Source organism: Ponticoccus sp. (in: a-proteobacteria) (assembly GCF_048381735.1).
Map to the genome: position 1 here is coordinate 139,568 of NZ_JBLXGL010000013.1, position 12,174 is coordinate 151,741.

Genomic DNA, 12,174 nt, shown 5'->3' on the forward strand with positions numbered 1-12,174 from the left:
AAGCCCCCTTCCGTTGCGTCGTGCCGTGCCGCCCGCCCGGCCCCTACCGGCGGACGAAAGATCGGTCATCGCACTCAGCCCCGCGAAATGCCGGGCGCGACGGTGCGGTACCAGCCGTCGTTGATCGCCGCATCCCAGCCCCCGCCCGGGAAAGTCGGGATGGTGGCGGGGATGACATCGGCGTATTTTTCGCGCAGGGCGGGATCGACGCTGTCCCAGGTCACGCCCGGGAAGCCACCCAGTTCGGTGATGATCTTGGACTGGACGTCCACCGACAGGACATAGGCCGCCAGTTGCATGGCAACGTCCAGGTTGGCCGCGTTGGTCGGAATGGTGATGCGGGAGAACCCACCGCAAAGCGCGAGATCCTGAAGCTGCACCAGGCCGGTGTTTTCCGGAAGAACGCCCATGGTGATCGACTGCAGAACCTGGTCGGACCAGACGGGGGTCATAGTCACGACGCCCTGGGCCAACAGCTGGATCGACTGGGTGTTGCCCGAGGAATAGGAGCCGCCTTCGTAGAGGCTGGGCGCCAGGCCGTTCAGGATGTCCCATGCGCCCGGCAGCGTCTCTTCCGCGTAGGTGTCGGAGTAGTTCATCAGGGTGAACTTCTGAGGATCACGGCCATTGGCCTCATGGATGGCGCGACGCACGAAGTTGCCACCCGAACCGCCCTTGTCGGGGCGGTTGTAGATGAACTGGCCGGGATTGGCGTGGATCCAGGCAGTCATCTCGTCCCAGGTCTTGGGGGCATCTTCGGCCGAGACCTTGGAGGCGTCATAGGCCAGCAGGACCTGGCTGCCGCGATAGGGAAGGTCGAAATCGGTCTGTTTGGCGGCGGGGTTGACCTTGTCCATGTTGTCGATGCCGGCGGTGGCAAAGTTGACCCACAGGCCCGCATCGATCGAGCCTTCGGTCTGATCGGGGGTATAGGCTTCGAACAGGTCGACCTGGGGGTCGTTGTCGGCGCCCAGTGCAGCCATGGCGCGGTCGGCCATCGCGCGCAGGCCGGCGTTGTCACCGGCATCCACGACGCGGACGCGCGCATCGCCGTTCACCGCCTTGAAGCCGGGCAGAATCACGTTGGTCCAGAAGTCCGAGATGTTGCTGTCGGAGCCGGTGTAGACGTTGACGAAACCATCGGCGGCCAGCGTGATGCGGGGCAATGCCAGAGCGGCGGTCGAGGCAGCGGCAGTGCCGAGGAAGGCACGGCGCGAAAGAGGGAGGGACATGGGAGCTCCTGCATGGTCATCGGTCCCGCCGGATGAGTTCGGCAGGCTTGAGAGCCGCGCTGATAGGAGCGAAATATTACGCTTTTGTAAGTACTTGATGACGGTTTGATGATTTTGCTGCGCACCGCCGCGATGGATTTTGACAGCGGCCCGGAAAACTGGTCAGGCGGGTCGATCCCCAAGGAAAACCCATGACGACCCGCCTGACTCTGCCCCTGTTCACCCTTCCTGCCAGCATCTTCTTCGCCAATGCGCTGCTATACGTCACGCTCTTCTCGCGCCTGCCAGAGGTCTCCGCCGCCCAGGGCATCGGCCCTTCGGCGCTTGGGCTGGCGCTGCTGGCACAGACCGCCGGCACCCTTTTGGGTTTTCCGGTGGCCGCCCGGCTGGTCGAGAGGCTGGGGGCGCGGCGCGTGGCAGGTGCAATGCTGCTGGCGGCGCTGGTCCTGCTGCCGCTGGCCGCCTCGGGCGTCATGGCACCCGGCCCGATGGGGCTGGCCCTGCCGCTTTTCGGCTACGGCATCGCCATGGCGATCATGGAGGTCGCCAAGAACCTGATCGCCGCCCGGATCGAAGAACATAGCGGTCGCAAAGTGATCTCCCGCAGTCATGGCTTCTGGTCCGCAGGATTGTTCGTGGGCGCGCTTCTGGGCGGACGGGCCGCCGATGCGGCGCTATCGCCCAGCCACCAGATCCTGCTGCTGGGCGTTGCCTGCCTGCCGCTGATCGCGCTGTTGCTGCGTCATCGGGATGCGGCCGCCCCGCCGGTGCCGGATCCGGGCCCGCGCTTCGCCCGGCCCGATGCGTTTGTCCTGTGCCTGCTGCTGCTTGTCGCGGGATTCAGCGTAACCGAAGGCGTCGTCTATGACTGGTCGATGTTCTACCTGCGCAATACGCTGGAGCTGGACGCCGTGATGGCCGCCCGCATCTATGCCGCCTTCACCCTGGGCATGTTCGCCGCGCGGATGATCGGTGACAGGTTGCGCGCACGGGTGTCGGTGCCGCTGCTGCTGCGCAGCATGGCCATCATCTGCCTGGCGGGACTGTTGCTGAGCCTGGTTGCGCCCGGCCTCGGGCTTGGGGCGCTCGGGCTTGGGGCAGGCTTTGCGATGATCGGCGGCGGTGTCGCGCTTGCGGCACCGGTTGCCACGTCGCTGGCCATGAACCACCCGACCCGGTCCCCGACGCGAACCATGGCGGCCTATTCCCTGGTCTCGCTTCTGGCACTTTTCGCGGTGCCACCGATGCTGGGAACGCTGGTGGAAGCCCAGGGCGCCGCCAGCGCCTTCACCGTGGCCATGCCCCTGCTTGCGGTGGTTGTCCTTTTTGCCGGTCCGATCACCGCCCGGATGATGCGCTAGACCGTAATCGAACCGGAATACTGGACCATCACCGGCAACGTCGGGCGAAAAAACCGTTTGCAGCGATACGATGGATGCAGCCAAGAGCGGCTCAACCGTCTTGAGCCGTACCCTGGCTCACTCCTTTGCGTTTGGTGAGGGGCTCTGTTGCACAAATCCCGCGTGGGATTCATCTCGTGAATCCAGACCGGCATCTGGGGCGCACGAACAGCCTCACCCCCCGAACTACAAGACCGGGTACTGGCCAGCCTACAATGAAGCGCTCAAGCGCCGGGGCTCGCTGACGATCTCCTGACCGGCAGGGCATTCCGAAGGAATGTCCCGGGAGGTTGGTTCGATCCCGAAATGATCTGGGAGGCCGCGCAGACAGGCAGGCGCGGCCGCCAGCAGAGCTACAGCGATGCGGCCATACAGACGTGCCTCTCGATGAAGGGGCTGATCGGCACAGTTCATCGCGATCTGCGAGGGGGACAGAGAAGGCCAAGTAATCAACCCGAATGAGGTTATCGATTTCCTGCCGGATGATCGCGGCGCAGGCACCGTAGGGGCTGCGTGATGCGCAGGTGTGGGACCTCAGCCGGAAGCGCCGCTGCTCCCGGCCCGAAGCCGACCTTGGCCAGGATCACCGTTGCCGCAGCGCAGCTTTACCATACCGGACCTTCATGGCAACGCTTAGCAACGTCCGTGGCGCCGAGGTCCGCAATGCGGACAAAGTGTGAATTCGTCACGGCCGCGCGAATGACTGCCTGGCCTCTTTCTTGGCACGGCTGGCTTTGCCATGGTCAGAACAGCGTGCAGTTCAGCTTTTGTCGGGTCAAACCAAGATGGATAATACAATGCGCACTTTGGGCGTTGAGCTTGAAGATGCACTCGTCATCGCCGAGGCTATCGAGATCTGACGGGACCCGGGCCGCCGTACAGCATCAGTGCGACCGGGCTTTTTAGTTCCCCTGACGCGAGCATTGGGCTGTTTGTCCCGCGAGGTGGTGAGAGAGCACCGGACCGGCTCACCCTCCGTCTTTATGCCTTTCTTATGTCGCGGCTGTAACTTCCGCATGGAGCCATTATGGGCTCCGGGCTCAAGTACAGGATGAAAATTCTGTATCTGGAGGGTCCAACAAATGGGCTTCGAACTCGTCCTCGGCGGCCTCATCGCCGTGGCGCTTCTTGTGTATCTTCTGGCCGTGCTGATGCGGCCCGAGCGGTTCTGAGGGGCGCATCATGGCACGACAACCGACACAATCCATTTTCGCGGCCGAACTCGTTGGCCCCGCGCTGCGGCAAAGCTTCGCGAAGCTTCATCCTCGTCTGCTTGTCCGCAACCCGGTGATGTTCACGACAGCAACCGTCGCGCTCCTCGCGACGGTGCTGCTTCTGCAAACTGCGGTCACCGGCGGCGCCTTCCTCTTCGAGATTCAGATCGTCTTCTGGCTCTGGCTCACGATCCTCTTCGGTAACTTCGCCGAGGCGCTGGCCGAAGGGCGCGGCAAGGCGCAGGCGGCGGCACTTCGGTCTACGAAGGCTGAACTGAGAGGCAAGCGCGTCAAGGGCGACAGCTTAAAGAAAGTCCCTGCAAGCGAGTTGAGGAAGGACGACATCGTGCTTGTCGAGACAGGCGACCTGATCCCCGCCGATGGCGAGGTGATCGAGGGCGTAGCCTCCGTGAACGAGGCGGCGATCACGGGCGAGAGCGCCCCGGTGATCCGCGAAGCGGGCGGCGACCGGTCGGCCGTGACCGCGGGCACGCGTGTCATCTCCGACTGGATCAAGGTCAAGGTGACGGCCGAGCCGGGTACGGGCTTCCTTGATCGGATGATCGCGCTCGTGGAGGGCGCAAGCCGGGCCAAGACACCGAACGAGATCGCGCTCACGGTCCTGCTGACCGGGCTCACGCTGATCTTTCTCGTCGCCGTCGGCACGCTGCCCGCGTTCGCCGCCTATGCCGGAGGATCGATCGCTGTCCCTGTTCTGATCGCGCTCTTCGTGGCGCTGATCCCCACGACGATCTCGGGGCTGCTGTCGGCCATCGGCATCGCGGGCATGGACCGGCTGATCCGCTTCAACGTGCTCGCGAAGTCGGGCCGCGCGGTGGAGGCCGCAGGCGACATCGACACGCTGCTTCTCGACAAGACCGGGACGATCACGCTCGGCGACCGGCAGGCTTCCGAGTTTCTGCCACTCTCGGGCATTCGCGACGCCGAGCTTATCGAGGCGGCGCGGCTGTCATCCCTTGGCGACGAGACGCCGGAGGGCCGTTCGATCATCGACCTTGCCGGACAGGGCGGAGCGGCCCCTGCTGGCTCGGAAGTGGTCGGATTCACGGCCCAGACCCGGGTGAGCGGCCTTAATATTGGCACCCGCAAGATCCGCAAAGGCGCGGTCGAGGCCGTCCTGAAGCTGCATTCCTTCGAGCCCGCAGCGGTGCGCGAGATGAAGTCGCTGACCGACAGGATTGCGCGGGCGGGCGGTACGCCCCTCGCGGTGGCAGACGGAACGCGCCTTCTGGGCGCGATCCACCTCAAGGACATCGTCAAATCCGGGATCAAGGAGCGCTTTGCCGAGCTGCGGCACATGGGCATCCGCACCGTGATGATCACCGGCGACAACCCGCTGACCGCGGCGGCTATCGCAGCCGAGGCGGGGGTGGACGATTTCCTCGCCGAGGCGACGCCCGAGGACAAGCTGGCGCTGATCCGGAAGGAACAGGCCGACGGCAAGCTCGTCGCCATGTGCGGGGACGGCACGAACGACGCGCCCGCGCTGGCGCAGTCCGACGTTGGCGTCGCGATGAACACCGGCACCCAGGCCGCGCGCGAGGCCGGCAACATGGTCGACCTCGACAACAACCCCACGAAGCTCATCGAGATCGTGGGCATTGGCAAGCAGCTCCTGATGACGCGGGGCGCGCTCACCACGTTCTCGATCTCGAACGACGTGGCGAAGTATTTCGCGATTTTGCCGGCGATCTTCGTGGCGCTCTACCCGGCCCTCGGCGCGCTCAACGTCATGGGGCTCGCCAGCCCCGAAAGCGCGATCCTGTCGGCACTGATCTTCAACGCGATCATCATTCCGCTTCTTGTGCCGCTGGCGCTGCGCGGCGTGACCTACCGACCGCAGAGCGCGGCTCGGCAACTCATCCGGAACCTCGGCATCTACGGCGCAGGCGGCCTGATCGTGCCTTTCGTCGGCATCAAGCTGATCGACATCGCGGTCTCGGGCCTCGGCCTCGCCTGACAGGAGACACTCACATGATCTTTCTCACCTACGCACTCGGGATCCTCGTGTTCGCCGTCCTGATCGGCGCCGTGACACGGGCTTTCAAGGACTGACCCCATGGACCACCTATCTGTCATTCTCTTCATCGTCGGCGGCACGGCGCTGCTGTCTCTGCCGCTCGGCGCCTATATGACATGGGCGATGGACCCCGCGCCCGGGCAGGCCAATCGCTGGACCGGACTGTTCCAGACCATCGGCGGCGCATCCGCCGACCAGGACTGGAAGCGCTATCTGGTCACGCTGCTCGTCTTCAACGCCACCATGTTCTCGGTGACCTTCGCAATCCTCGCGCTGCAGCAGTGGCTGCCGCTTAATCCCGACGAGCGGGGCGCGCTCGACCCGACGCTGGTCTTCAACACGGCCGCGTCCTTCACTACGAACACCAATCTGCAGCACTATTCCGGTGAGGTCTCGATGAGCTACCTCAGCCAGTTGGCAGGCCTGATGTGGCTGCAGTTCGTATCGGCCGCGACCGGCATCGCCGCACTGGCGGCGCTGGCGCGCGGGATCGCAGGACGGCCGGCACTGGGCAACTTCCTCGTGGACGTTCAGCGAGCGAGCTTTCTTGTGCTCCTTCCGGTGGCGGTGGTGATCGCGCTCCTGATGGTGCTCGGCGGCATGCCGATGACACTTCAGGGTTCCGCTGTAGCGACGACGGTCGAAGGGGCGATGCAGACCATCGCGCGCGGTCCGGTCGCGGCCTTCCTGACCATCAAACAGCTTGGCACTAACGGTGGCGGCTTCTTCGGCCCCAACGCGACGCATCCGCTGGAAAACCCGACCTTCTGGACCAACGCGCTGGCGATGTTCTGCCTCATCATCATTCCGATGTCCTGCGTCTGGATGTTCGGCCGCATCGTCGGGCGGATGCGGCACGCGACCGTGATCTTTTCGGTCATGGCGATGTTCATCCTGGTGAAAATCACGGGCTCCGTCGCCTTCGAGAGCGCGCCGACGCCGGCCTTCTCCGAGCTTCCTGTGTCGGACGCGACCGGCAACCTCGAGGGCAAGGAGCTGCGCTTCGGCGCGACGGGCGGACCGCTTTGGGCGGTGCTGACCACCGCCACCTCGAACGGCTCGGTTGGCGCGATGCACGACAGCCTCAACCCGCTCACCGGCCTGATGCCAATGGCGGGCATGTGGCTCAACGCCACCTTCGGCGGCGTCGGCGTCGGCATGATCAACATGTTCCTCTACATCGTCGTGGCGGTCTTCGTTGCAGGCATGATGGTTGGCCGAACGCCTGAATATCTCGGCCACAAGATCGAGGCCAAGGAGGTGCGTTTCGCCGTCCTCGCGCTCTTCACCCACGCCGTCCTGATTCTAGGCGGCACGGCCCTGTTCGCGGCGACGTCGCTCGGTCAGGCTACCGTCCAGGATCCCGGCGTGCACGGGTTCTCGGAGATCCTCTACGAGTTCACGTCCGCCGCGGCCAACAACGGCTCGGGCTTCGAGGGGCTGGGCGACGGCACCGGACCCTGGAACATCGCCACGGGGATCGTGATGCTGCTCGGCCGCTACCTGCCGATCATCCTGCCCTTCGCGATCGTCGGCAGCCTCATGGCCAAGCGGCGCGCGACCGAGAGCGCCGGCACGCTCGGCGTGGAGGACGCCACCTTCGGCACCATGCTGGGGCTGACCGTCGTCATCTGCGGCGCGCTCACCTTCCTCCCGGCAGCGGCCCTCGGTCCGCTCGCGGAACACTTCTCGCTGCCTTGAGCGGCTGAAACAGGAGACATGCTCATGTCAGACTTCATTTCCGGCCTGCGCGTCGCAGCTGCGACCATGGCCATCTGCGTGGCAGGTTACACCGCCCTCATCCTCGGGTTCGCGCAAGTCGTGACACCGGCCACCGCGAACGGATCACTCGTCTCCAACGCGGAAGGCGAGGTCGTCGGCAGTCGCCTGATTGCTCAGGCGTTCACGTCGCCGGAGTACTTCTGGCCCCGTCCCTCGGCCGTGGACTACGACGCAGCTGGCGCCGGTGGCTCGAACCTCTCTCCGGCGAACCCGGAGCTGACCGAACGGGCGGAGGCCCTGATCTCCGCCCATGGCGGCGCCACCGAGGAGCGGCCGATCCCGGCCGACCTCGTCACTGCGTCCGGTGCCGGACTCGACCCCCACATCTCGCTTGAGGGCGCTCTGTATCAAGCCGAACGGGTCGCCACGGCGCGGGGGGGCGAGGTCGGCGCCGTTGCCTCCATCATCCGGGACATGGCCTACGCGCCCGGCGCCGTCTTCACCGAAGGCCGCATCGTCAACGTCCTGGAACTCAACCTCGCACTCGACGCGGAACTGGCTGCCCCGGCGGTGACCGAATAAGGTGTTCCCATGACTGAAGAAACGCGCCCCTCCCCAGATGCATTGCTCCGCGAAGCGGAACGAGAGGGGCGTGGAACTCTGAAGATCTTTCTCGGCGCCGCACCCGGCGTCGGGAAAACCTACGAGATGCTGCTGGAAGGCGCCGAGAAGCGCAAGGCCGGCAAGGACGTGGTCATCGGCATCGTCGAGACCCATGGGCGCAAGGAGACCGAAGCGCTCGTGGCGCCCCTGCCGGTCGTCCCGCGCAAGGAGCTGGTCTACAAGGGCCAGACGCTCACCGAAATGGACATCGACGTGGTACTCGAGCGGCGTCCTCAGATTGTCCTGGTCGACGAACTCGCCCACACCAATGCCCCGGGCAGCCGTCATCCCAAGCGCTGGCAGGACATCAAGGAGCTGCTCGCCGCGGGCATCGACGTGATGACCACCGTGAACATCCAGCACGTCGAGAGCCTGAACGATGTGGTGGGTTCCTTCACCCATGTCCGCGTGCGCGAGACGGTGCCCGACAAGGTCTTCGAGAACGCCGAGATCGAATTGATCGACCTGCCGCCCGAGGACCTAATCGTCCGGCTTGAGGCGGGAAAGGTCTACATTCCCGACCAGGCCCGTCAGGCGCTCGACCACTTCTTCTCCAAAGGCAACCTGCTCGCACTCCGCGAACTCGCGTTGCGCCACGCGGCGCAATACGTCGACGCCCGGATCAAGGAACACCAGAGCGTCACCGGCAGAGAAGGCTATGGCGGCGGGCAGCGGGTTCTGGTGGCGATCTCCGAGGCAGCCGGCGGCGAGCAGGTCGTGCGCGCGGCGAAGCGGCTCGCGGATGCCCTCAAAGCACCGTTGATCGCGCTTTATGTCGAAACTCCGTCAGCCGCCCGGCTCAGCGATGCGGAGAAGACACAACTCGCCCGTACCCTGGCGCTGGCCTCGTCGCTCGACGCCACACTGCAGTCGGTCCCCGCGACTTCCGTGCAGGAAGCAATCCTCGCGCAGTGTCGCGAGACACGGGCGACGCAGCTGGTCATCGGCAGTTCGCGCCATGGTGGTCGTGGCTTCCCGCCGTTCCGGCGCTCGATCGTGAAGGACCTCATCGACAGGACCAGCGGCGTCGCCGTGCATGTCGTTCCGTTGGCCGAGGAGCGCCGGGGCGGTGACTGGCGGCGCTATCTTCCCGCGGCGCCGTTCACCGGTGATGGCGTGGCCCTCGGAGCTGTCGGCGTCACCACCCTCGTGCTGTTCTTCGCCCAAGGCTGGATCGGCCGCGGCCCGATCGACATGCTCTACCTCGTTCCAGTGATCGCGAGCGCGAGCCTCTTCGGTTTCCGGTCGGGTCTCGTGGCGGCCGTCGCGGCCGGCATCGCCTACAACTTCTTCTTTCTGCCTCCCGTCTATACGTTCAACATCTACGGCCCGGCCAACGTCATCACAGCAATCCTGCTGGTCATCGTGGCCATCATAACCGGGCAACTTGCCGCGCAAGCGCGGGCGGCGGCGGGGCTTGCGATGCGGAGTGCTCGCGAGAACGCTTCGCTCGCCCGGTTCGCGACGCGGCTCGGTGCCGCATCCGATACCTCGGAGACAGCGCAGATCGTCTGCGATGAAGTCCGCTCGATCCTCGTCGTCCAGACGACGATCCTGCATGGATCGGAAAATGGCGTGAAGATCACCGCCTCCGGCCAGACGAAGCCCGAACTCAGCTCTGTAGACAGGGCGGCTGCAGAGTGGGCATTTGAGCACGGGGAGGCCGCAGGGCGTGGCACCAACACGCTCACCGCGAGCGACTGGCAATTCCGCCCGCTTAAGACCTCGCTCGGCACTCTGGCGGTCCTTGGGCTGCGCAGCCCCTCTGGCCGCGACGCCGTACCGACGAAGCGGGCGGCGCTTACAGAGAGCCTGATCGACCAAGCTGCGCTTGCCCATGAGCGGCTCAAGCTCGAGACCGACATGCGGGAAATGGAGGTGGTGCGCCAGCGCGATAGCCTGCGCGCAGCACTGCTCGCGTCGCTTAGTCACGATCTCAGGACACCACTGACGGCCGTAACGGCCGCGGCCGAGGCCTTGTCCTCCAGCGGCGAGGACGCCGAGCTCGTCGAGACGGTGCGCAGCGAGGCGCGTCGGCTGAACCGCTTCCTGTCGGACCTGCTCGACCTCACCCGGATCGAGGAAGGGGCGGTCACGCCCGATCTTCAGCCCATTGACCTGACCGACGCTATCACCTCGGCCATTGCCGACCTCGCCGCGCTGCTGGAGGGCCGCAAGGTGCAGACATCGATTGATCCGAACTTGCCGCTCGTCCGTGCGGATGCCGTGCTGCTGCACCATGCGATCCTGAACCTCATCAACAACGCGGTGAAGTATTCGCCCGAGGAAGAGCCGATCGAGGTGGTCGCGCGCATGGGACGGCGCGGCCCGGTGATCGACGTGCTCGACCGTGGCCCCGGCATCCCGCAGGGCAGCGAGCAGCGCATTTTCGACCGTTTCGCACGCGGCGAGACTTCCGACAGGACCGGCGGATCGGGGCTTGGCCTCGCCATCGTCAAGGGGTTCTCTCAAGCGATGGGGTTCAGCGTCGAGGCGGCGCGGCGGCAGCGTGGCGGTTCGCGGTTCACGATCCGAATCCCGCCCGAGGCGATCGTCCAAGTCTCGATGGAGGACATTGCATGAGCGACCACATCCTGATCGTAGACGACGAACTGCCGATCCGGCGTCTCCTGCGCGTGTCCACCGAGCGAAGCGGCTATACGGCCGAGGAAGCCGCGACCGCCGCAACGGCTCTGGCGGAGCTTCATCGGTCCAGACCGAGGCTCGTGCTCCTCGATCTCGGCCTGCCGGACCGAGACGGCCTCGAACTCATCGGCCCATTCCGCGACAAGGGTGTGCCGATCATCGTGCTCACCGCCCGCGAGGGCTCGGGCGAGAAAGTCACGGCGCTCGATCTCGGGGCGGACGACTACGTCACGAAGCCTTTCGACAGCGAGGAACTCTTGGCGCGCATCCGCTCCTGCCTGCGCCGCGCCGATCGCAGCGCCGGTGTCACGCGGCGGGTCAAGTCCGGCCCGGTCGAGATCGACCTCGATGCGCACAGCGTCCGGAAGTCAGGCGCCGAGGTGAAGCTGACACCGAAAGAGTTTTCGCTGCTTGCAGAGCTGGCCGGTCATCCGGGCAAGGTGTTGACCCACACCCATCTGCTGCGTGAGGTCTGGGGCCCGGCCCATACCGATAACGTCGAGTATCTGCGAGTCACCGTTAGATCGCTGCGCAAGAAACTCGAGGACGCCCCTTCCAATCCAACGCTGATCCTGAATGAGCCGGGCGTCGGTTACCGCTTCTGCGAGCCGAGTTCACCCCGCAGCGGCGCGCATTCCTCTTGAAACGCCAATGAATTTCCTAACCACATCTTGAAGAGACGCCCTGAGAGCATCTTAGGAACGTGATGCCCCAGAAGCAGTCGTTCGCGCGTCTCGCAGCATTTGTCAAAAGTGGGCTCGAGGCGGACTTGCGGCTGTGTGGCGAGCAGAACACCAGCCAGGCCGCAGCGGCGGTCGCTGACGGACCTTAGCCGTCATTCGCCAAACAGCCATCGATGACCTGCATCCTTCTCGAAAGCTGACACTCACATCCGCTTCCGGCACTCTACGAAATGCCCAACTTTTGCCAGCCTCACCGTATACATGTTAGCCACACCGCAAAGAGGAGTGACGCCATGTCAAACGAGGCAACCAAAAAATGGGCTGAAGAGCAGCGCAGACAAGAGGAGATCAAGAGACGAGAGAATGCTCCAAAGTGCCTGCACTGCGGCGGCCCCGCCCCGCACGGTGCAGTGCTTTGCGATGCGTGCGACTGAGCGAGTGTATCGACCCAGCGGAATCTGCTCAGGTTAGGCCGCTAATCTGAATGCCTCGGCAGGCGTGCGCATGGCAAGCGCCTGATGAGGGCGGTGGTTGTTGTAAAAGGCAATCCAGTCGCCGATGACGCGCATCGCG

9 protein-coding genes and 2 pseudogenes are annotated in these 12,174 nt (G+C 65.0%); 9 read left to right on the forward strand and 2 right to left on the reverse strand.

Annotated features, from left to right (window positions below; genetic code table 11):
- Positions 1-74: 74 nt before the first annotated feature.
- Positions 75-1,232 (reverse strand): extracellular solute-binding protein, encoded by a 1,158-nt coding sequence (locus ACN5KJ_RS18740; protein ID WP_347166934.1) that lies wholly within the window; start codon positions 1,230-1,232, stop codon positions 75-77.
- 191 nt (positions 1,233-1,423) lie between these two features.
- Between ACN5KJ_RS18740 and ACN5KJ_RS18745 the strand changes: the two genes are divergently transcribed.
- From ACN5KJ_RS18745 to ACN5KJ_RS18785, 9 genes and pseudogenes are all read left to right on the forward strand, one after another.
- Positions 1,424-2,593 (forward strand): MFS transporter, encoded by a 1,170-nt coding sequence (locus ACN5KJ_RS18745; protein ID WP_418595512.1) that lies wholly within the window; start codon positions 1,424-1,426, stop codon positions 2,591-2,593.
- 211 nt (positions 2,594-2,804) lie between these two features.
- Positions 2,805-3,061, forward strand: a pseudogene (locus tag ACN5KJ_RS18750) (transposase); the annotation flags it as partial.
- A 323-nt stretch (positions 3,062-3,384) separates the two neighbouring features.
- Positions 3,385-3,492, forward strand: a pseudogene (locus ACN5KJ_RS18755) (integrase); the annotation flags it as partial.
- A gap of 222 nt (positions 3,493-3,714) precedes the next feature.
- Entirely contained in the window at positions 3,715-3,804 is a 90-nt protein-coding gene (gene kdpF / locus ACN5KJ_RS18760) for a K(+)-transporting ATPase subunit F (protein WP_347166217.1), read from the forward strand.
- A gap of 10 nt (positions 3,805-3,814) precedes the next feature.
- Positions 3,815-5,827 carry a potassium-transporting ATPase subunit KdpB gene (gene kdpB / locus ACN5KJ_RS18765; RefSeq protein ID WP_418595514.1) on the forward strand — a complete coding sequence of 671 codons (2,013 nt, stop codon included), beginning with the start codon at positions 3,815-3,817 and terminating at the stop codon, positions 5,825-5,827.
- Positions 5,828-5,926: 99 nt separating this feature from the next.
- Complete coding sequence (gene kdpA, locus ACN5KJ_RS18770; RefSeq protein ID WP_418595516.1) at positions 5,927-7,588, forward strand: potassium-transporting ATPase subunit KdpA; 1,662 nt, start codon at positions 5,927-5,929, stop codon at positions 7,586-7,588.
- Between the two features lie 24 nt (positions 7,589-7,612).
- The gene (locus ACN5KJ_RS18775) at positions 7,613-8,191 is read left to right on the forward strand and encodes a potassium-transporting ATPase subunit C (protein ID WP_418595517.1); all 579 of its coding nucleotides are present in this window, start codon (positions 7,613-7,615) and stop codon (positions 8,189-8,191) included.
- A gap of 9 nt (positions 8,192-8,200) precedes the next feature.
- A complete protein-coding gene (locus ACN5KJ_RS18780; protein ID WP_418595519.1) occupies positions 8,201-10,855 on the forward strand; it encodes an ATP-binding protein in 2,655 nt (884 codons plus the stop codon).
- Positions 10,852-11,562, forward strand: a complete 711-nt coding sequence (locus tag ACN5KJ_RS18785) for a response regulator (RefSeq protein ID WP_418595521.1) — start codon at positions 10,852-10,854, stop codon at positions 11,560-11,562. Before ACN5KJ_RS18780 ends, ACN5KJ_RS18785 begins: the two co-directional genes overlap by 4 nt.
- 506 nt (positions 11,563-12,068) lie before the next feature.
- Here ACN5KJ_RS18785 and ACN5KJ_RS18790 read toward each other — a convergent pair.
- Positions 12,069-12,170 (reverse strand): integrase core domain-containing protein, encoded by a 102-nt coding sequence (locus ACN5KJ_RS18790; RefSeq protein WP_418595527.1) that lies wholly within the window; start codon positions 12,168-12,170, stop codon positions 12,069-12,071.
- Between the last annotated feature and the right edge of the window lie 4 nt (positions 12,171-12,174).